17 protein-coding genes are annotated in these 18,952 nt (G+C 74.0%); 12 read left to right on the top strand and 5 right to left on the bottom strand.

What is annotated here, in order from left to right:
• Positions 1-2: 2 nt before the first annotated feature.
• Together HWY08_RS13270 and HWY08_RS13275 are read left to right on the top strand one after the other, a co-directional pair.
• A complete protein-coding gene (locus HWY08_RS13270; protein WP_235969620.1) occupies positions 3-1,334 on the top strand; it encodes a complex I subunit 1/NuoH family protein in 1,332 nt (443 codons plus the stop codon).
• Positions 1,335-1,347: 13 nt separating this feature from the next.
• A complete protein-coding gene (locus tag HWY08_RS13275; protein WP_176065944.1) occupies positions 1,348-2,061 on the top strand; it encodes a NuoI/complex I 23 kDa subunit family protein in 714 nt (237 codons plus the stop codon).
• 82 nt (positions 2,062-2,143) lie between these two features.
• Here the strand turns inward: HWY08_RS13275 and HWY08_RS13280 are convergent, their stop codons facing one another.
• Positions 2,144-3,724: an MFS transporter gene (locus HWY08_RS13280; protein WP_176065946.1), complete on the bottom strand. Its 1,581-nt coding sequence runs from the start codon at positions 3,722-3,724 to the stop codon at positions 2,144-2,146.
• 72 nt (positions 3,725-3,796) lie between these two features.
• Positions 3,797-5,515, bottom strand: coding sequence for a DNA polymerase/3'-5' exonuclease PolX (gene polX, locus HWY08_RS13285; RefSeq protein ID WP_176065949.1), 1,719 nt, complete (start codon positions 5,513-5,515; stop codon positions 3,797-3,799).
• A gap of 29 nt (positions 5,516-5,544) precedes the next feature.
• Here polX and HWY08_RS13290 point away from each other — a divergent pair, with 29 nt between their 5' ends.
• From HWY08_RS13290 to HWY08_RS13300, 3 genes are read left to right on the top strand one after another with little or no spacing between them, the layout of a single operon-like run.
• Positions 5,545-6,174, top strand: a complete 630-nt coding sequence (locus tag HWY08_RS13290; protein ID WP_176065951.1) for a tetratricopeptide repeat protein — start codon at positions 5,545-5,547, stop codon at positions 6,172-6,174.
• 16 nt (positions 6,175-6,190) lie between these two features.
• Positions 6,191-6,721: a MogA/MoaB family molybdenum cofactor biosynthesis protein gene (locus tag HWY08_RS13295; protein ID WP_176065953.1), complete on the top strand. Its 531-nt coding sequence runs from the start codon at positions 6,191-6,193 to the stop codon at positions 6,719-6,721.
• A 9-nt stretch (positions 6,722-6,730) separates the two neighbouring features.
• Positions 6,731-7,657: a TIGR02757 family protein gene (locus tag HWY08_RS13300; protein WP_176065955.1), complete on the top strand. Its 927-nt coding sequence runs from the start codon at positions 6,731-6,733 to the stop codon at positions 7,655-7,657.
• Between the two features lie 88 nt (positions 7,658-7,745).
• Here the strand turns inward: HWY08_RS13300 and HWY08_RS13305 are convergent, their stop codons facing one another.
• Entirely contained in the window at positions 7,746-8,627 is an 882-nt protein-coding gene (locus HWY08_RS13305; protein ID WP_176065957.1) for a DNA integrity scanning protein DisA nucleotide-binding domain protein, read from the bottom strand.
• 154 nt (positions 8,628-8,781) lie between these two features.
• On the opposite strand from HWY08_RS13305, the gene HWY08_RS13310 reads away from it, so the two are divergent.
• Positions 8,782-9,144, top strand: a complete 363-nt coding sequence (locus HWY08_RS13310; protein WP_176065959.1) for a TraR/DksA family transcriptional regulator — start codon at positions 8,782-8,784, stop codon at positions 9,142-9,144.
• Positions 9,145-9,171: 27 nt separating this feature from the next.
• Here HWY08_RS13310 and HWY08_RS13315 read toward each other — a convergent pair whose 3' ends face one another.
• Positions 9,172-9,996: an FHA domain-containing protein gene (locus HWY08_RS13315; RefSeq protein ID WP_176065961.1), complete on the bottom strand. Its 825-nt coding sequence runs from the start codon at positions 9,994-9,996 to the stop codon at positions 9,172-9,174.
• 94 nt (positions 9,997-10,090) lie between these two features.
• Between HWY08_RS13315 and HWY08_RS13320 the strand changes: the two genes are divergently transcribed.
• The 6 genes from HWY08_RS13320 (at position 10,091) to HWY08_RS13345 (ending at position 18,379) form a co-directional block, all read left to right on the top strand.
• A complete protein-coding gene (locus HWY08_RS13320) occupies positions 10,091-12,949 on the top strand; it encodes an FAD-binding and (Fe-S)-binding domain-containing protein (protein ID WP_176065963.1) in 2,859 nt (952 codons plus the stop codon).
• Positions 12,950-13,133: 184 nt separating this feature from the next.
• Positions 13,134-14,939, top strand: a complete 1,806-nt coding sequence (locus HWY08_RS13325) for an L-lactate permease (RefSeq protein WP_176065965.1) — start codon at positions 13,134-13,136, stop codon at positions 14,937-14,939.
• Between the two features lie 71 nt (positions 14,940-15,010).
• On the top strand, positions 15,011-15,763 hold the full coding sequence (locus HWY08_RS13330; RefSeq protein WP_176065967.1) for a (Fe-S)-binding protein: 753 nt from the start codon (positions 15,011-15,013) through the stop codon (positions 15,761-15,763).
• Positions 15,760-17,169, top strand: a complete 1,410-nt coding sequence (locus tag HWY08_RS13335) for a lactate utilization protein B (RefSeq protein WP_235969621.1) — start codon at positions 15,760-15,762, stop codon at positions 17,167-17,169. Before HWY08_RS13330 ends, HWY08_RS13335 begins: the two co-directional genes overlap by 4 nt.
• Positions 17,156-17,746, top strand: coding sequence for a LutC/YkgG family protein (locus HWY08_RS13340; RefSeq protein ID WP_176065969.1), 591 nt, complete (start codon positions 17,156-17,158; stop codon positions 17,744-17,746). Before HWY08_RS13335 ends, HWY08_RS13340 begins: the two co-directional genes overlap by 14 nt.
• 6 nt (positions 17,747-17,752) lie before the next feature.
• Entirely contained in the window at positions 17,753-18,379 is a 627-nt protein-coding gene (locus tag HWY08_RS13345) for a transglutaminase-like domain-containing protein (RefSeq protein ID WP_176065971.1), read from the top strand.
• A gap of 17 nt (positions 18,380-18,396) precedes the next feature.
• Here HWY08_RS13345 and HWY08_RS13350 read toward each other — a convergent pair whose 3' ends face one another.
• Positions 18,397-18,939 carry a DUF4388 domain-containing protein gene (locus HWY08_RS13350; RefSeq protein ID WP_176065973.1) on the bottom strand — a complete coding sequence of 181 codons (543 nt, stop codon included), beginning with the start codon at positions 18,937-18,939 and terminating at the stop codon, positions 18,397-18,399.
• Positions 18,940-18,952: the final 13 nt, after the last annotated feature.

Here is an 18,952-nt window from a genome sequence, read left to right on the forward strand (position 1 = left end):
GCGTGCGGCGATTCCTCGGCATGTTGCTGTTCGCGATGTTCGGCCCGGTGGCGCTGGTGCTCTTGTCGTACGGGCTCTACTGGGTGGTCGCGCTGGTGGAGCACTTCACCTCCGGCCACGGGCTGCCGCCCACCTACGGCGCGGCCATCGCGAACGTGCTCCTGCTCATGGCGGGCGTGGTCATGACCACCGCGGCCCTCCTGACGGTGGGCGAGCGCAAGTGGTCGGCCATGATCCAGAACCGGATCGGCCCGAACCGCATCAAGGTGTTCGGGACCTCGGTGGGCGGGATCTTCTTCCTCATCGCCGACGCCCTGAAGATGCTGACGAAGGAGAACATCGAGCCCTCGCAGCGCTCGCGCCTGATGTACGAGCTCGCGCCCATGGCGGCCTTCGCGCCGTCCTTCGTGCTCTTCGCGGTGGTGCCGGTCGGCCCCTCGGTCGACATCGCGGTGGGCACGGCCGTCCACAAGGTGGCGCTGCAGGTGGCGAGCATCGACGCCGGGCTGCTCTTCGTGTTCGGCGCCGCCTCGCTGGCCGTGTACGGCACCGCGCTCGCCGGCTGGTCGTCGAACTCGAAGCTGGCCATCCTCGGCGGCGTCCGCGCCAGCTCGCAGATGATCAGCTACGAGGTCTCGCTCGGCCTGGCGCTGGTCGGCTCCATGATGGCGTACCAGTCGCTCCGCCTGGAGGAGATGGTGCAGGCGCAGGGGCAGCTCCTGTGGGGCTTCCTGCCGGCGCTGGGCGTCTTCCTGCAGCCGGTGGGCATGCTGGTCTTCTTCGCGTCCTCCTTCGCGGAGACCAAGCGCGCGCCCTTCGACCTCCCCGAGGGCGAGAGCGAGATCGTCGGCTACTTCGTCGAGTACCCGGGCATGAAGTTCGGGATGATGTTCCTGGCCGAGTTCATCGAGGTGGTGGTGCTGGCCGGCATCACGGCCGCCATCTTCTTCGGCGGGTGGCACCCGATCCTCTTCGAGCAGACGTTGAAGGACACCTTCGGCGAGGCCTCGGTGGCGTGGGCCGCCATCTGCGCCGGCGCCTTCCTGTGCAAGGTGCTCCTGCTGTGCTGGCTGCAGCTCGTGATCCGCTGGACGCTGCCCCGCTTCCGCTTCGACCAGGTGCAGAAGCTGTGCTGGAAGATGATGCTGCCCATCGCGCTCGGGAACGTCTTCGTCTCCGGCGCGCTCATCCTGCTCGACGGCTCGCTGCACCTCCTGGCGGCGGTCGGCCTGGTGGAGCTGGTGGCGATGGTCCTCCTCACCGCGGCCGCCAGCAAGAAGGGCGAGGTCCCCGCGCCCGCCCACGCCGCCGCGCACGCCGCGCCTGGTCACTAGGAGAAGGCCCCCGATGCCCTACCGCCTCGACGACACCGCCGCCGACCTGCGCGAGCGCCTGTACTTCCCGGAGGTGATCCGGGGGGTCGGCATCCTCATGAAGCAGTTCCTCCGGAACTTCTTCTTCGGGCGCGAGAAGAACCCGGACATGCTGGCGCGGGATCGCTCGCTGTCGCAGAACGCGACGCTCCAGTACCCCGAGGAGCGCGTCCCGTACCCGCCCGGCTACCGGGGCCTGCACCGGCTCGTGCCGCGCGAGGACGGCCGGCCGCGCTGCGTCGCCTGCTACATGTGCGCGACCATCTGCCCCGCCCAGTGCATCTACATCGAGGCGGGCGAGCTCCCGGACGACCCCATCGAGAAGTACCCGACCAAGTTCGTCATCGACGAGCTCCGGTGCGTGGTCTGCGGGTTCTGCGTCGAGGCGTGCCCCAAGGACGCCATCCGGATGGACTCGGGCGAGCACGCGCCGCCGTCGTACACGCGCGCCGCGCAGATCTGGGACGAGAAGCGGCTGCTGCGCGGCCCGCCCGTCTCGTACCAGTACGATCCCTGGCTGCGCCGGGGCGCCTCCTCCATCCCGGCCGAGAAGCTCGCCGAGATGAAGGCGAACGCGAAGCCGTTCTCGACCGTCGCCACCGACGAGTACGCCCAGACGCCCGGCTTCTCGGTGAAGAACCTCGCCGCCGAGGCCAAGGCGCGCGGGGAGACGCTGGCCCGGAAGTAGCGGGCCGGGCGGGGCCGGGAAGGGCGGGGATCGCCCGCGCCGTCACCCCCGCCGGCGGCGCCGCGGGGGAGGGGCGTCTCTCCTAGCCCCGTGGCCCGCGCGCCGCGATGCCGTGGCGCGCCGCCAGGAACGCCGCCCAGGCGAAGCCGATCACGACGCCGGCCACCGGCGGGCCCACGAGGTCGAGCCAGTCGGACGGCCGCGCCGGGTGGAGCATGACGGCGGTGGCGCGGGCGAGCTCGAAGGGCGCCTTCCCGCCGTGCATCGCGCGCAGGGCGAGGAGCACCGCGCTCGTGAGGTAGAAGAGCCCCGCGGAGAGCACCGCCGCGTAGAGCCCACGCCGGACGAGCGCGCCCGCCGTGACCGGAGCGCCCACCTTCTCGCCGGCGCCCAGGTCCGCCTCGGCCGTCTCCGGGATCTCCCGCGCCTGCCACGGCACGAACCGCTGCAGCATCACCATGCCGGGGATGGCCATGGGGATGGTGAGCAGGAAGAAGTCGCGCCACCCCAGCGCGTCGATGAGCACGCCCGCCGGCGGCCCGGCCACGGTCCGGTTGAGCGCGAAGATGCTGGAGAAGAGGGCGTACTGGGTGGCGCTGAACCGCTTCTGGGTGATGCGGAGCAGGAGCACGTTGAACGCGGCCGTGCCGAGCCCGATGGCGCCCGCCTCGAGGCCCATGGCGGCGTACATGGCCGGGCGGTTGATGCCGAGCTCGGCGACCACCGCGTAGCCGCCGTGCGCGAGCGCCTGCACCACCCCGAACACCCACAGCGCGCGCCCGACGCCCCAGGCCGTGCAGGCGAGGCCGCCCAGGATGGTGCCGCCGATGTTGGCGAAGAGGCTGATGGTGCCGGTGGCGATGCCCACCTCGAGCGGGTGGTAGCCGAGCTGGCCGAGGAACGGGCGCACCAGCGCCTCGGCCACGTTGTTCGAGAACTTGTAGAGGAACAGGAAGCTCGCGATCTCGAGCGCGCGCGGGTGGCGGAAGAAGCTGACGAAGGGGTCCCAGACCGCCGCGCGGAGCGAGGCGGGGGCGGGGGGCACGCCCTCCGGCTCGGGCGCGAGCGCCGTCACCGGCAGGAGCGCCAGGAAGACGAGCCCGAGCAGCACGAAGGCGAGGCCCCAGCCGATCTTCGGCCCGATCGACACCACCACCGCGCCGCCGATGTACATGGCGGCGCGGTAGAGCGCGACCCGCGCCCCCACCGCCGCGCCCTGCTCCTCCTTGCGCAGCACCTCGACCGTGTAGGCGTCGATGGCGATGTCCTGCGTGGAGGAGGAGAAGCTGATGAGCAGGGTGAGGACGGTGATGGCGCCCATGGTCGGCCGCCCGGCCCACAGCGCCAGGGCGGCGACGCTCGCCGCGAGCAGCACCTGGCCGATGGCGATCCAGGCCCGCTTGCGCCCGCGCCGGGGCGCGAAGCGGTCCATGAGCGGCGACCAGAGGAACTTGAAGGCGTAGGGCGCCTGCGCCAGCGTGACGAGCCCGATCGACTTGATGTCGATGCCCTCCTGCTGCATCCAGAACGGGATGGCGGTCAGCACGAGCCCGAGCGGCAGGCCGGAGCTGAAGGAGAGGAGGGACACCGAGCCGAGCCGCCAGCTGGAGAAGGCGGCGCGGAGCGACTGCGAGGTGGTGAGCTTCTGGGCGGGGGCGGCCAAGGCGACCGCAGCGTAAGCGGTGCCGCCGCGGGCGACAAGGCGCTGGCCTCGCGAGGCGCGTGCGCGCGGGCCTTACGCCGGCCGCACCGCGCGCGCGAACGCCTCCGCCGGCAGCGCGTTCAGCACCTGGCCCCTCCGGATCCAGCCGCGGCGGGCGGTGTCCACCGCGAAGCGCAGGTACCCGAAGGCTGCGGTGGAGTGGGCGTCCACCGACAGCACCACCGGGATGCCCCGCTCGGTCGCGAGGCGGAGGAAGCGGGGCTCGAGCTCGAGCCGGTGGGGGTCGCCGTTCACCTCGACCGCGCCGCGCGCGCCGGCCAGCGCGTCGAGCACCTCCTCCATCCGGCACTCGAAGGGCTCGCGCTCCAGCAGGAGCCGCCCGCGCGCGTGGCCCCAGATCTTGAACACGGGCAGCTCCATGGCGCGCCGGAGCCGGCGCGTCATGGCGGCCTCGTCCATCTTGAAGCGCGTGTGGACGCTCGCCACGATGACGTCGAGCTGCTCCAGGACGGCGTCGGGGAAGTCGAGCAGGCCGTCCTCGGTGATGTCGGACTCGGTGCCGCGCAGGAGCTTCACCCGCACGCTCTCCTGCACCCGCGCCAGCTCGTCCCACTGGGCGCGGAGCCGGTCCACCGTGAGCCCGCCGGCGTAGTGGGCCGAGGGCGAGTGGTCGGTGATGGTGAGGTACTCCATCCCCAGCGCGTCGGCGGCGGCCGCCATCTCCTCCAGCGTGGCCCGGCCGTCCGACCAGCGGGTGTGGCAGTGGACGAGGCCACGCACGTCCTCCTGCCGCACCAGGTCGGTCGGCAGCGCGCCGGACAGCGCCGCCTCGAGCTCGCCCGCGTCCTCGCGCAGCTCGGGCGGGATGAAGGGGAGGCCGAGCCGGGCGTAGAGCTCCTCCTCCGAGGCCACCCGGATCGGCGCGCCGCCGTCGAGGGCCGCCAGCCCGTACTCGGACAGGCTGTAGCCGCGGTCGCGGGCGAGGCCGCGCAGGCGGACGTGATGCCCCTTCGACCCGGTGGCGTGGTGGAGCGCGGCGGCGTGATCCTCCGGCGCCACCACCCGCAGGTCCACCTGAACGCCGCTCGCGAGCCGCACCACGGTCTTCGTCTCGCCGCGCGCCACCACCTCGGCGGCCAGGGGGAAGGCGGTCAGCCGCCCCGCGAAGTCCGCCGGCCCGGGGGCGGAGGCGACGAGGTCGAGATCCCCCACCGTCTCCTTCCGGCGCCGGGCGGAGCCCGCCAGGTCCACCCGCTCGTCCGGGCCGGCGCGGAGGTGGCGCACCAGCCGCTCGCCCAGCTCGAGCGCGTCCGAGAGGAGCAGGCGCGCCTCGCGGCCCCGGAACCGGGCGAGGGCCTCGAGCAGGCGCTGCTCCGTCTTCTCGCCGAACCCCTTCACGCCGCGCACCCGCCCGGCGCGGCAGGCCGCCTCCAGCTCCGCCACCGAACCGACGCCCAGCGCCTCGCGCAGCGCGGCGACCTTCTTCGGGCCCAGGTCGGGGACCTGCAGGAGCTCGAGCAGCCCCGGCGGCAGCTCGGTCCGCAGGCGCTCGAGGAGGGCGGTCCGGCCGGTGAGGTGCAGCTCGGAGATCTTCTTCGCGAGCGCCTCGCCGATCCCGCGCAGCTCGGTGAGGCGCCCCGAGGAGACCAGGGCCGGGAGGTCCTCCTGGCTGTCCTCGAGCGCCCGCGCCCCGGTCTCGTAGGCGCGGACCTTGAAGGGATTCTCACCCTGCGCCTGCAGGAGCAGGCCGATCTCGCGGAGCGCGCGCGCCACGGCGAGCTTGTCGAGCATGGTCGCGGGTATATACCCTGCGCCTCCACATGACGCCGCCGCTCCGCACCCCGACCGCCCTCGCGCTCGCCGCGCTCGCGCTGGCCTGCGCCTCCCCCCGCCGCGAGCCCTGGCGCGACGCGCCGCCGCCCGAGGTGCTCCTGGAGGTCCTGCCGCGCGAGGTGGCGGTGACCGTGGACGGCGCCCCGCTCGGCGCCGGGGCGCGGGCCATCCCGGTGCCCGACCCGGCGCACCACTACCGCTTCACCTTCCGGGCGCCGGGCTTCGTCCCCGCCGAGCGCGAGGGCGACGGCGCGAAGCTGGCCGGGACGCGCCTCGGGGTGGTGCTGCGGCCGGACGGGTTCGGCAGCGCCCGCCGGCTCGAGCTGGACGACGGCGGGGGGCTCGCCGCCGCCGCGCTGCTGCTGGAGCGGCACGGCTCGCACCAGGCCGCGCTCGCGTACGCGGAGCGCGCCGCCGAGCTGGCGCCGGAGCTGCCGCTCGCGCACCGCGCCGCGGGCGACGCGGCGAGCGCGCTGGGCCGCCGCGCCCGCGCCATCCAGGCCTACAGCGCCTACCTGGCGCTCGCGCCGGACGCCCCGGACCGCGCCGCGGTGGCGGCCCGGGTGGAGGCGCTGCGAGGCGACCTCACCGTCCCGGCGCCGGACGACGGCCGCTGAGAGGAGAGGAGTCGCCATGGGCCACGAGGAGCACCGCAGGGAAGGGCCGCGGCAGGTCCGGCTGGCGGTGATCACCGCCTCCGACACGCGCGGCGAGGCGGAGGACGCGAGCGGCGCCTACCTGCGGGCGCAGGCCGGCGCCGCCGGACACCCGGTGGTGCTCTACCGCGTGGTGAAGGACGAGCCGGAGGCCATCCGCGCCGCGCTCGCCGCCGCGCACGCCGCGGGGGCGCAGGCCGTGCTCGTCAACGGCGGGACGGGCATCGCCGCCCGCGACCGGACGTACGAGGCGGTGGCGGGCCTGCTGGAGAAGCGGCTCGACGGCTTCGGCGAGCTCTTCCGGATGCTCTCCTTCGGGGAGATCGGCGCCGCGGCCATGATGTCGCGGGCGGTGGCGGGGGTCTGGCGCGGCGCGGCGGTCTTCTCGATGCCGGGCTCGACGGCGGCGGTGCGGCTGGCGTGGGAGAAGCTCGTCGCGCCGGAGCTGCCGCACCTCGTCCGCGAGCTGGAGAAGGATCGGAAGGGATCCGCGGCGCCCGGCGGTTAGGGGAGGGCCATGGCGCGCGGCACCTCCCGGCCCATCTCCCCCGCTCGCGCCCGGACGCTCCTGCCGCTCCTGGAGCAGCTCGAGCGCGGGTTCGACAAGCGGGCGCGGCTCGGGTTCGACCCGGTCGAGCTGCCGCGGCGGCACGCCGACCCCGCCGACCAGGAGGTCGCCGGGCTCTTCGCGGCCGCGCTCGCCTACGGCCGCGCCGACCTCTTCAAGCCGCAGCTCGAGCGCGTGCTGGGCGAGATGGGGCCGTCGCCGGCGCGCTTCTGCGACCGCTTCGCCCGCGCCCCGCGCCCCGGTGCCTTCGCCGGCTTCCGCTACCGCTTCAACCTCCCCGAGGACGTGGCGGCGCTGGCCGCCGCCGCCGGTCACCTGCGCCTCCTCCACGGCAGCCTGGGCGCGCGCTTCGCGGCGCTGCTCGCCGGGGAGGGCGGCCAGCTCCGGCCGGCGCTGGCGCGCTTCGCCCGCGAGCTGCGGGAGGCGCCGCCGGCGCGCGCGCTGCTCGCGCGGCGAGGGCCGCGCGGCCTCGCCCACCTCCTGCCGGACGCCGGGCTCGCCGGCGCCTGCAAGCGGTGGCACCTCTACCTGCGCTGGATGGTCCGCGGGCCGGACGCGATCGACCTGGGCGTCTGGCGCGGCGTCCCGCCGGCCGCGCTCCTCGTCCCCCTCGACACCCACGTGGCCCGCATCGCGCGCCACCTCGGCCTCACCCGGCGCGAGGACATGAGCTGGCGCACCGCCGAGGAGATCACGGCCGGCCTGCGCCTCCTCGACCCCGCCGACCCGGTGCGCTTCGACTTCGTGCTGTGCCACCTCGGCATGAGCGGCGCCTGCCCGCTGCGGCGCGACCCCGCCCGCTGCGCGCAGTGCGCGCTCGCCCCCGCGTGCCGCGCCAGGGCCCGGCCCCCGGGGAGCGCGCGCGCTGGCCTGTAGAGCGGTGGCGGCGCTCCGCCATGGCGCCTCGTGCGCGCGCGGGCGCGGTGCGGCACGGCCGGGGCGGCGCGGCCGCCGCGGCGCACCCTCAGATCCTTCGCGCGGTCTGGTGCAGCTCGAGCGCGATCTCGCCCCCCTTGAAGAACCGCACCGTGCCGGTGGTCTGGGAGACGGTCACCGCCACCGCCTTGGTGGCGCGCGTCACCGCCGCGGCGGCGCTGTGCCGGGCGCCGAGGCCGATGGGGAGCTTCACGTCCTTCGAGAACACCTGCAGGTAGCGGCCGGCCGAGAGCACCACCCCGTCCTCGCGGATGACGAACGCGCCGTCGAGCACGGCGAAGGTCTTGATGGCGTCGCGGATGGGCGGGTCCATGCAGTTGCGCTCCGCCTCGCTCATCCCGGCGAACGGGTTGAGCGTGAGCTGCCGGCTCTGCTCCATCACCGCCGTGGAGTCGCCCATCACCAGGATGGTGCCGGTGGGGTGGCCCTCGTAGCCCTGCGCCCCGATCTCCATCGCGACGTGGAGCAGGTTCTCCACCACCTGCGAGCTGAACTCCGGCCCGAGGTCGAGCGAGTCCACGCGGATGGGCTCGTCGTCCTCGTCGCCCAGGCGGATGCGCACCAGCGTGTCGAGGTTCCGCTCCGGCCCGCCGCCGGCGAGGGCGAGGATGGTGTCGCCGTCCTTGAGCAGCCCCTCCGACTGGCAGGCCACCAGCGCCACCTTGATCTTCTCGACGCGGGAGTAGTCGTAGGGCGGGATGGCGACCGCCTGGTACTTGCGGCTGGCGAGCTGGGAGACCAGCGCGTCCCGGGTGACCGCGTACACGAGCTTGCGCTTGATCGGCCGGCCGCGGATCTCGTGCGGCTGGAGCGGGTGATCGCTCACCACCAGGAACCGGTCGACCTCGCCGCGGGCCGCCAGCGCCAGCGCGGCGCGCACGAATTCTCGGTCGAAGCGGGCCTCGGCCATCGGGCGCGATCATGGCAGGTCGCGGGTGCGAGGAGTCAAGCAAAGTCGGGCCCGCGGCCACCGGGTCGTTCCCTTGACACCGGGGGACGCGCCGCCTTACCTTCCCCGTCCTTTTTGAAGCCCCGGCGGGGGCTCGGAAACGAGGGTAAGGCGCTTGAACAAGAAGGATCTGAAGCGGTTCAAGGCGATGCTCGAGGAGTCGAAGAAGCAGCTCCTCCTCTCGGCGAAGAAGACCCTCACCGAGGAGTCGAGCTTCGACACCGACGACCTGCCCGACGAGATCGACCTCGCGTCGAGCGAGTACACGCAGTCGATGATCTTCCGCCTGCGCGACCGGGAGAAGTTCCTCCTCGCCAAGATCGACAAGGCGCTGGCCCGAATCGAGAACGGCACCTTCGGCATCTGCGAGAAGTGCGAGGAGGAGATCTCGATGAAGCGCCTCGACGCCCGCCCGGTGACCACCCTCTGCATCCGCTGCAAGGAAGAGCAGGAGCAGAAGGAGAAGAGCTTCGGGTAGGCGGTCCTCGCCGGGCGCGAGGCGGCCCTACTCGAGCCTCACGAGCTGCATCCCGACCAGCACCTGGTCGCCCGCCGTCACCGGCACCGGCCCCGCCACGCGGAGGAAGGTGCCGTTCGAGCTCCCCAGGTCCACCAGCACCACCGCGCTCGCCAGCACGTCCAGCCGGGCGTGGCGGGCCGAGACGTAGCGGTCCTGCGGGAAGGTGACGTCGCCCACCTCGCGGCCGAGCAGGTTCTCGCCCGCCTTGAGGGGGAAGGCCTCGCCGGTCCCGCTCCCGTCGAGGAGCTGGACGAGCCGCGCCCGGTAGCCCGGGTCCGGCGAGCCCCACGGGCGCGTCCCGGCGGCGGCGGGGCGCGCGATCGCCTCGAGGCGGAGGAGCTGCCGGCCGAGGCGCACCTCGTCCCCGAGGGCGAGCGGGCGAGGCCCGCGCAGCCGGAGGAAGGTACCGTTGAGGCTGCCCAGGTCCTCGAGCAGCGCGCCGTCGCCCCGCGGCGTGAACCGGGCGTGGCGGGGTGAGACGGTGGTGTCGTCCGGGAAGAGCAGCTGCCCCTCGGCACGCCCGCAGATGACGCCGGCCCCCTGGAGCGGCTGCGCGGGTCCGGCGCGGCCGTCGTGGCGCACCGGGACGAGCTTCAGGGAGGGGATCCCCGCCGGGCGGGCCTGGGGGGCGGCGGGCGCTGCCGGCGCCGCGGGCGCCTGGCCCGGGAGCGAGCGCGGCGACGTGTCGCGGCGCGCCGGGGCGGGCGGCGCGACCGGGGCGCCCGCGACCGGGCGCCCGCACTGGGCGCAGAACCGGAACGCCGGCTCGAGGTGGGCGCCGCAACCGGCGCAGCGCTGATCGTTCGCCATCCACCCGCACGTTTACCCTCGCCCGCCGGGGCGGTCAACGCGCCGCGCCCTCCCTTGCCGCCCCCCGCGCGCGGGGCTAGCGTGGCGCTCCTACATGAACGACATCGCCCGCGCCGAGGACGTCGCCGCCCTGCCGCCCGCCTATCGCCGCTTCTGGGAGGCAGCGCGCGCGGTGGTCCCCCCCGCCGCCCTGGCCTGCGACCCGGTCCGGACCCTGGCCTGGGGCACCGACGCCAGCTTCTACCGGCTGGTGCCGAAGATCGTGGTGAAGGTACGCCGCGAGGACGAGGTGGTGGCGCTGCTCGCGGCGGCGGCGCGGCTGGCGCTGCCGGTCACCTTCCGCGCCGCCGGGACGAGCCTCTCCGGCCAGGCGGTCACGGACTCGATCCTGCTCGTGCTGGCGGGCGGCTGGAAGGAGCGCCGCGTGGAGGCGGGGGGCGCGCGCATCGCGCTCGGGCCGGGCGTGATCGGCGCCGAGGCGAACGCCGCGCTGGCGCCGCTCGGCCGCAAGATCGGCCCCGACCCGGCGTCCATCGGCGCCTGCATGGTGGGCGGCATCGTCGCGAACAACGCCTCCGGCATGTGCTGCGGGACCACCCAGAACAGCTACCGGACGCTCGAGTCGCTGAAGCTCGTCCTCGCCGACGGGACCCGCCTCGACACCGGCGACCCCGCCTCGCGCGCCGCCTTCGCGGCGGCGCGACCGGAGGTGGTGGCCGGACTCGCCCGGCTCCGCGACGAGATCGCGGCCGACCGCGCGCTGGCCGAGCGGATCCGGCGCAAGTACCGCATCAAGAACACCACCGGCTACGGCCTCAACGCCTTCCTCGACTTCACCGACCCCATCGACATCCTGGCGCACCTCATCGTCGGGTCGGAGGGGACGCTGGCGTTCGTCTCCGAGGTCACCTTCCGCACCGTCGAGGAGCACGCCCACCGCGCCAGCGCGCTCCTGCTCTTCCCCGACCTCGCGCAGGCGGCGCTCGCGACCCAGCGCCTCAAGGCGGGGCCGGTGGCGGCGGCCGAGATCATGGATCGCCCCTCGCTGCGCTCGGTCGAGGGCAAGCCCGGCATGCCGCCCGTCCTCGCCACCCTGGGGCCCGCCGCCTGCGCGCTGCTCGTCGAGACCCGGGCCGCCTCGGCCGAGGCGCTCGCGCGCCAGGCGGAGGAGGTCGCCGCCATCCTGGCCGGGCTGCCGACGCTCGAGCCCATCGCCTTCACCGCCGTGAAGGCGGAGTTCGAGCGGCTCTGGGACGTGCGGCGCGGCATCTTCCCGTCGGTGGGCGCCGCCCGGAAGATCGGCACCACCGTCGTCATCGAGGACGTGGCCTTCCCCATCGAGCGGCTGGCGGAGGGGACGGTGGCGCTGCAGAACCTGATGCTGGCGCACCGCTACGACGAGGGCGTCATCTTCGGGCACGCGCTCGACGGCAACCTGCACTTCGTCTTCACGCAAGGGTTCGACGACCCGCGCGAGGTGGCGCGCTACGGCCGCTTCATGGACGAGGTGGCCGAGATGGTGGTGCGGCGGTTCGACGGCTCGCTCAAGGGCGAGCACGGCACCGGCCGCAACATGGCGCCCTTCGTGGCGCTGGAGTGGGGCGAGGCGGCCTACGGCGTCATGCGCCGGGTGAAGGCGCTGCTCGACCCGGCCGGCCTCCTCAACCCCCGCGTGCTCCTCGACGACGATCCGCGGGCGCACCTCAAGCACCTGAAGCCGCTCCCGCCCGCGCACGAGATCGTCGACCGCTGCACCGAGTGCGGCTTCTGCGAGCCGCGCTGCCCGTCGCGCGACCTCACCCTCACGCCGCGGCAGCGCATCGTCACCCGGCGCGAGATCGCGCGGCTCGTCGCCACCGGCGAGAGCGCGGAGCGGCTGGAGCGCTTCGAGGCTGGGTGGGCCTACCTCGGGGACGAGACCTGCGCCACCGACGGGCTGTGCCAGCTGGCCTGCCCGGCCGGCATCGACACCGGCAAGCTGACGAAGCGCCTGCGGGCCGACGCCCGCACGCCCGCCGCCGAGGACCTGGCCGAGGACGTGGCGGCGCACTTCGCGGGCGCGCTCGCCGGCGTGCGCGCCGGGCTCGCCACCGCGCACGCCGCCCACGCGGTGCTCGGGACGCGCCTCATGGGCGCGATCACCCGCGGCGCGCGCGCCGCCAGCCTCGGCCACCTGCCGCAGTGGACCCCGGCGCTGCCCACCCGCTCCCCGCGGGCGCGCCTCGAGGACGTGCGGCGCGGCCGCGGCCGCGAGGTGGTCTACTTCCCGGCCTGCGTGGCGCGCGCCATGGGCCCGGCCGCGGGCGCCCCCGACGCGCGGGCGCTGCACGAGGCCACGCTCTCCCTGCTCGAGAAGGCGGGCTACGACGTCCTCTTCCCCGAGGCCATGGACCGGCTCTGCTGCGGGCTCGCCTTCGAGTCGAAGGGCTTCCCGGAGCTGGCCGACGCCAAGGCGAAGGAGCTGGAGGCGGCGCTGCTCGCCAAGACCGACGGCGGGCGCATCCCGGTGCTGTGCGACACGAGCCCCTGCCTGTACCGCATGCAGGGCGCGCTCGACCCCCGGCTGCGGCTGCACGAGCCGGTGGGCTTCATCCACGCCCACCTCATGGACAAGCTGCGCTTCGAGCGGCGGCCGGAGACGGTGGCCATCCACGTCACCTGCAGCGCCATCAAGATGGGGCTCGACGGGGCGTTCAAGGCGGTGGCGGCGGCCTGCGCCGAGCGGGTGGTCGCGCCGCCCACCGGCTGCTGCGGATTCGCGGGGGACAAGGGCTTCACGACCCCCGAGCTCAACGCCTCGGCCCTGTCCGGGCTCCGCGCGGCGCTCCCTCCGGACTGCAAGGCCGGCTTCTCCAACAGCCGCACCTGCGAGATCGGGCTCTCGACGCACGGCGGCGTGCCGTACCAGTCCATCGTCTACCTGGTCGACGCCTGCACGCGGCCGCTCCCGTGACCCGCGATCCGGGTACGCGCTGACAGGGGGCGCCGCGGCGGTCGCGCTGCGGTGACCCGCCCGGATGGGGTGGCCCTTGAAAGTGTTCCGGCCGAAAGGCTCGAATGTCGGCTACACGGTAAGTTGACGCCTCCCGTCCGAACCCGTCGGCCCACCTCCTCGAACCCGTCCGCGGAGCGACCTCGTGTACCACCAGAACTACAACCCGACCGGAAGCGCCTTCCTCTCCACGGTGCTGGCGGCCGTCCCGATCCTCGTCCTGCTCTACTTCATCGCGCTGCACCCGCACCGCGACAAGCAGGGCATGAAGCACCTCGGCATCTCCGCCCCGTACGCCGCGTTCTACGGCGTCATCGCCGCCTTCGTCATCGTCTGCATCGTCTTCAGCATGCCGGTGGTCTCGGCGATCTCCGCCTTCTCGCTCGGCGTGCTGTCGGGCTTCCTCGGGATCATCTGGATCATCCTGGGGGCGATGTTCCTCTACACGATGACGGTCATCACCGGGAAGTTCGAGATCGTGAAGGAGTCGATCATCAACATCTCGCACGACCGGCGGCTGCAGGTGCTGCTCATCGCCTTCTCGTTCGGCGCCATCATCGAGGGGACCTCCGGGTTCGGGACGCCGGTCGCGATCGCGGGCGCCGTCATGGTCGGGCTCGGCTTCTCCCCGTTCCAGGCCGCCGTGCTCAACCTGCTCGCGAACACCGCGCCCGTCGCGTACGGCGCCATCGGCACGCCCATCGTCGTGCTCTCGCAGGTGAGCGGCCTCGATCAGCTCACGCTCTCGACGATGGTGGGCCACCAGCTGCCGTGGGTGTCGCTCCTCGTCCCGTTCTGGCTCATCGCCGTGTTCGTGAAGATGGAAGGGGGGACGTGGAAGGAGGTCTTCGAGGTCTGGCCGGCGGCGCTCGTCTCCGGGGCGTCGTTCGCCCTCATGCAGTACTTCGCGTCGGGCACGGCCGAGTTCCACCTCATGACCGACGTGGTGGCGGGCGTCTTCTCCGTCGTCTGCACCGCCCTGTTCCTGCGCTTCGTCTGGCACCCCAAGACGCGCTTCCTGCTGAAGTCGGAGCGCGCGGCCGCGGCGGCGGCCGGGGCCGCCGCTGCGCCGCACGACCGCAGCGGCCCCGCCAACCCCTACAGCCTGGGTCAGACGGCGTACGCCTGGCTGCCGTGGGCGATCCTCATCGGCGCGTGCGCCCTGTGGGGCGCGCCGGAGTGGAAGAAGACGCTCAACGGCCTCTTCGCCGGCGTGAAGTTCGACACGACGCTCCTCGGCTCGAAGTTCAACGGGACCCTCTCGCTCCCGGGCTGGGACATGCCGGCGCTCCACAACCTCGTCCAGCGGATGCCGCCCGTCGCGCCGGTGAACGCCAAGCCGGAGGGCGCGCGCTTCGTCATCAACTGGCTCTCGGCCGCCGGGACGGGGGTGTTCGTCGCCGCGCTCCTGTCGGGCTTCGTGCTGCGGCTCAGCGCCGCCCAGTGGAAGGAGGCGACGATCCGGACGCTGCACCGCATGAAGATCCCGGTCCTCGTCATCGGCCAGGTGCTCGGCCTCGGGTTCCTCACCCGCTACTCCGGCACCGACGCGGTGCTCGGGCTCGCCTTCACCAGCGCGGGCGTGATGTACCCCTTCTTCGCCGCCTACCTCGGCTGGCTCGGCGTCTTCCTCACCGGCTCCGACACGGCGTCGAACGCGCTCTTCGGCAGCCTGCAGCGGATCACGGCCCAGCAGCTCAACTTGAACCCGATCCTGACGGTGGCGACCAACTCGACGGGCGGCGTCATGGGCAAGATGATCGACGCTCAGTCGATCATGGTCGCCTGCGCCGCCTGCTACGACGATCCGAAGGAGCGCGCCCACGCGCTGGGCCCGATCTTCCGCAGGGTCTGGTGGCACTCGGTGGCGGGCGCGGCCGTGATCGGGCTCATCGCGCTCCTGCAGGCCTACGTCTTCACCGGAGCGATCCCGGTGCCGCCCATCAAGTGAGCTCGCGTGGGCGGCGGGCCGCTCGGCCGGCCGCCCACGCCCTCCGGTGATCCGGTGTACGATCGCCCGCCATGCTCACCGTCGGCCTCTTCATCCCCTGCTACATCGAGCAGCTCTACCCCGAGGTCGGGCTCGCCACCGTGCGCGTGCTGGAGCGGCACGGGGTGCGGGTCGAGTACCCGGAGGACCAGACCTGCTGCGGGCAGCCCATGTCGAACACCGGCTGCACCGAGGAGGCGAGGCCGCTGGCCGAGAAGTTCCTGCGCCTCTTCCGCGGCTACGAGCACGTGGTGGCGCCCTCGGGCAGCTGCGTCTCGATGGTCCGCAACCACTACGACGGCTTCCTGGCGGGCCAGCCCGGCTTCGACCACCTGAAGCGCTCGACCTGGGAGCTGTGCGAGTTCCTGGTGGACGTGCTGAAGCTGCCCCGCCTCGAGGGCGCCTTCCCGCACAAGGTGGGGCTGCACCAGAGCTGCCACGGGCTGCGCGAGCTGCGTCTCGGCTCCGGCAGCGAGCGCCGGGTGGCGCCGTTCAACAAGGTCCAGCTCCTCCTCTCCGAGCTGCGCGGCCTCCAGCTCGTCGAGCTGGCGCGGCAAGACGAGTGCTGCGGCTTCGGCGGCACGTTCGCGGTCCAGGAGGAGGCGGTGAGCTGCATGATGGGGCGCGACCGCCTCGCCGACCACGAGCGCGCGGGCGCCGAGATCGTGACCGGCGTCGACATGTCGTGCCTCATGCACCTCGACGGCCTCATCCGGCGCGAGCGCCGGCCGCTCCAGGTGCTGCACGTGGCCCAGCTCCTCGATCGGGCGGAGGCGGCGGCGTGAGCGCCCCCCCGAGCGCGACCGGCGAGCTGGAGCGGACGGTGGACCACGCCGCGGCCGCGGCGCGGTTCGTGGCCGACGACGCGAAGGCCCACTGGCACGACCAGGCCCTGTGGTGGGTGCGCAAGAAGCGGGACGCCGCCTCGGCCGCCGTGCCGGACTGGGAGGCGCTGCGCGACGCGGCGGCCGGCCTCAAGGCGCACACGCTCTCTCGCCTCGGCGACTACCTGGACGAGTTCGCCCGCAACGCCGAGGCGCGCGGCGCGCACGTCCACTTCGCCCGCGACGCCGCCGAGCACAACGCCATCGTGCACGGCATCCTGCAGGAGCGGGGGATCACGCGGCTGGTGAAGTCGAAGTCCATGCTGACGGAGGAGTGCCACCTCAACCCGTACCTCGAGGCGCGCGGCGTCACCGTCACCGACACCGACCTCGGCGAGCGCATCGTCCAGCTCCGCCACGAGCCGCCCAGCCACATCGTGCTGCCCGCCATCCACCTCAAGAAGGAGGAGATCGGCGAGCTGTTCCACCGGGAGCTCGGGACCGCCGAGGGCGCGAGCGATCCCAAGGTCCTGACCGAGGCGGCGCGGCAGCACCTGCGGCAGCGGTTCCTCGAGGCGGAGGCGGGCCTCACCGGCGTCAACTTCGCGATCGCGGAGACGGGCGGCGTGGTCGTCTGCACCAACGAGGGCAACGCCGACATGGGCTCGACGCTGCCCCGGGTGCACATCGCCTGCATGGGCGTCGAGAAGCTCGTGCCGCGGCGGGAGGACCTGGCGGTCTTCCTGCGGCTCCTGGCGCGCTCCGCCACCGGACAGCCGGTGACGACCTACACCACGCACTTCCACGGCCCGCGCCCGGACGGCGAGCTGCACATCGTGGTGGTGGACAACGGCCGCTCGCGCCAGCTCGCGGATCCCGTCTTCCGCCGCTCGCTCTCCTGCATCCGCTGCGGCGCCTGCATGAACACCTGCCCGGTGTTCCGGCGCAGCGGCGGGTACAGCTACGGCTACATCGTGCCCGGCCCCATCGGCAGCATCCTCGGGCCCGCGCGCGACCCGGCCGGCCACCGGACGCTGCCGTTCGCCTCCTCCCTGTGCGGCTCGTGCAGCGACGTCTGCCCGGTGCGGATCGACCTCCACCACGAGCTCTGGGCGTGGCGGAAGGAGCTCGTGAAGCGCGGGCTCCTGCCGTGGCGGAAGCGGGCCGCGATGAAGCTGGCCGGCGCGGTGCTGCGCTTCGCCTGGCTGTACCGGCTGGCGGGCTGGGTCGCGCGGCGGCTCGTCCCGGCGCTGCCGCGCCGCCTCGCCTACGGGCGCTGGAACGCCTGGGGGCGCCAGCGCGAGCTGCCCCCCATGCCGCGGCAGACCTTCCGCCAGCTCTACCGGAGCCACCGTGACCGCTCGTGAGGAGATGCTGGCGGCCATGCGCCGGAACGCGCCGCGCGAGACGCCGCGGCCCGACCTGGCGCGGCTGGGCGTGAAGTTCGCCGACCCGGCGGCGAAGTTCGCCGAGTCGCTCCAGGGCGTGGGCGGGACCTGCCTGCGCGTCCCCGACCTGGCCGTGGCTGGTCGGGCGGTGGCGGAGCTGCCGGTGCGCCAGGCCGCGAAGAAGGTCGTCTCGCTGGTGCCGGAGGTGGAGCCGGGGAACCTCGACCTCGCCGCGGTGAAGGCGCCGCGCGAGCTGGAGGGGCTCGACCTCACCGTGCTGCGGGGCGAGCTGGCGGTGGCCGAGAACGGGGCGGTGTGGGTGGACGCGCAGCTCCTGCCGCACCGGGCGATCTTCGTCATCGCCGAGCACCTCGTGCTGGTGGTGGACGCGGCGGGGGTGGTGAACGACCTCCACGAGGCCTACGCCCGCCTGGCCGGGCGGCCCGCCGCCTACGGGCTCTTCATCTCCGGCCCCTCCAAGACGGCCGACATCGAGCAGGCGCTCGTCATCGGGGCCCAGGGCGCGCGCAGCTGCACCGTCCTGCTGGTAGGCTAGCGCGGCATGGCGAGCCCCTCCGCCGACCCGTTCCTCCGCGCGACCGCCGTCTTCGACCACGACCACCCGCGCGTGGCGGCGCTGGCGCGCGAGCTGGGCGGCGGCGACGCCGAGGCGGTCGCGCGGCGCATGTTCGAGTGGGTGCGCGACCGCATCCCGCACACCGGCGACGCCGGCCACGACGCGGTGACCTGCGCGGCGTCGGAGGTGCTCGCGACCGGCACCGGGTTCTGCTACGCGAAGAGCCACCTCCTCGTCGCCCTGCTCCGCGGCGCGGGGGTCCGGGCCGGCGTCTGCTATCAGCGGCTCTCGATCGGGGAGGGCCGGTTCCTGCTCCACGGGCTCGCCGCCGTCGAGCTCCCGACGTACGGGTGGTACCGGGCCGACCCGCGGGGCAACGGCTTCGGCATCGACGCGCAGTTCACGCCGCCCCGCGAGCAGCTCGCGCACGAGACGCGCATGCCGGGCGAGTGGGACTCGCGCCTCGTCTTCCCCGACCCGCTGCCGGCGGTGGAGGGCGCGCTGCGCCGGTGCCGGGGCGTGCGGGAGCTCTCGAGCGCCTGGCCCGACCTGGAGCTGCCCCCGCGCGGCGGGACCGGCGACGGGACGCGGACGGCGCCGGCCACCGCCTGAGCGGTCGGCCGGCCGGGTCAGCGCCCCGGGGGCTCGCGCCGCGGCGCCGGGGTCGGGTTCGCCCGCGCCGTGCGCTCCTCCTCGTCGATGAGCTCGGAGGCGCCGAAGGTGAAGCGCGGGTCGTAGTCGGCGTAGTTGCGGGGGGCGAACGCGAGCTCGCCCTTGCTGGCGCAGCGGCCGATGTGGAGGGCGAGCCCGATCTGGTGGCGCAGCGCGGCGCGGACCTGCGCCTCGGTCGCGAGCCCGCGCTCGATCAAGGTCTCGCCGATGGGCCGCCCGGTGGCGCGGCAGGAGTCGACGACCGCCTCGATGTCCTCGGCCCTCACGCGGGCGTGCTCCTTGAGGTGCGCGGTGAACGCGCGCTGGTGCCGCGGATCGCTCGCCCAGGCCACCCGCCCGCGCTGGAGGTAGAGCTGCATCCGGCCACTGGCGCAGTAGCAGGTGAGCTCGCCGGTGGCGGCCTCCCGCGCCAGCGCGAGCAGCCGGTCGGACGCCGCCGAGTCCAGGGTCTCGACGTCGTCGAGCCGCACCACGCACGGCGGCGGGTTCTGCGCTCCCATCAGGGCTCCTTCA

The sequence above is a fragment of the Anaeromyxobacter diazotrophicus genome (genome assembly GCF_013340205.1).
Taxonomy (GTDB): Bacteria; Myxococcota; Myxococcia; order Myxococcales; family Anaeromyxobacteraceae; genus Anaeromyxobacter_A; species Anaeromyxobacter_A diazotrophicus.

What these genes read in the sequence shown, in the direction of transcription:
- HWY08_RS13275 (WP_176065944.1), top strand. Translation starts at nt 1,348, where the DNA reads ATGCCCTACCGCCTCGACGACACCGCCGCCGACCTGCGCGAGCGCCTG.
- polX (WP_176065949.1), bottom strand. Translation starts at nt 5,515, where the DNA reads ATGCTCGACAAGCTCGCCGTGGCGCGCGCGCTCCGCGAGATCGGCCTG.
- HWY08_RS13290 (WP_176065951.1), top strand. Translation starts at nt 5,545, where the DNA reads ATGACGCCGCCGCTCCGCACCCCGACCGCCCTCGCGCTCGCCGCGCTC.
- HWY08_RS13295 (WP_176065953.1), top strand. Translation starts at nt 6,191, where the DNA reads ATGGGCCACGAGGAGCACCGCAGGGAAGGGCCGCGGCAGGTCCGGCTG.
- HWY08_RS13300 (WP_176065955.1), top strand. Translation starts at nt 6,731, where the DNA reads ATGGCGCGCGGCACCTCCCGGCCCATCTCCCCCGCTCGCGCCCGGACG.
- HWY08_RS13305 (WP_176065957.1), bottom strand. Translation starts at nt 8,627, where the DNA reads ATGGCCGAGGCCCGCTTCGACCGAGAATTCGTGCGCGCCGCGCTGGCG.
- HWY08_RS13315 (WP_176065961.1), bottom strand. Translation starts at nt 9,996, where the DNA reads ATGGCGAACGATCAGCGCTGCGCCGGTTGCGGCGCCCACCTCGAGCCG.
- HWY08_RS13320 (WP_176065963.1), top strand. Translation starts at nt 10,091, where the DNA reads ATGAACGACATCGCCCGCGCCGAGGACGTCGCCGCCCTGCCGCCCGCC.
- HWY08_RS13330 (WP_176065967.1), top strand. Translation starts at nt 15,011, where the DNA reads ATGCTCACCGTCGGCCTCTTCATCCCCTGCTACATCGAGCAGCTCTAC.
- HWY08_RS13345 (WP_176065971.1), top strand. Translation starts at nt 17,753, where the DNA reads ATGGCGAGCCCCTCCGCCGACCCGTTCCTCCGCGCGACCGCCGTCTTC.
- HWY08_RS13350 (WP_176065973.1), bottom strand. Translation starts at nt 18,939, where the DNA reads ATGGGAGCGCAGAACCCGCCGCCGTGCGTGGTGCGGCTCGACGACGTC.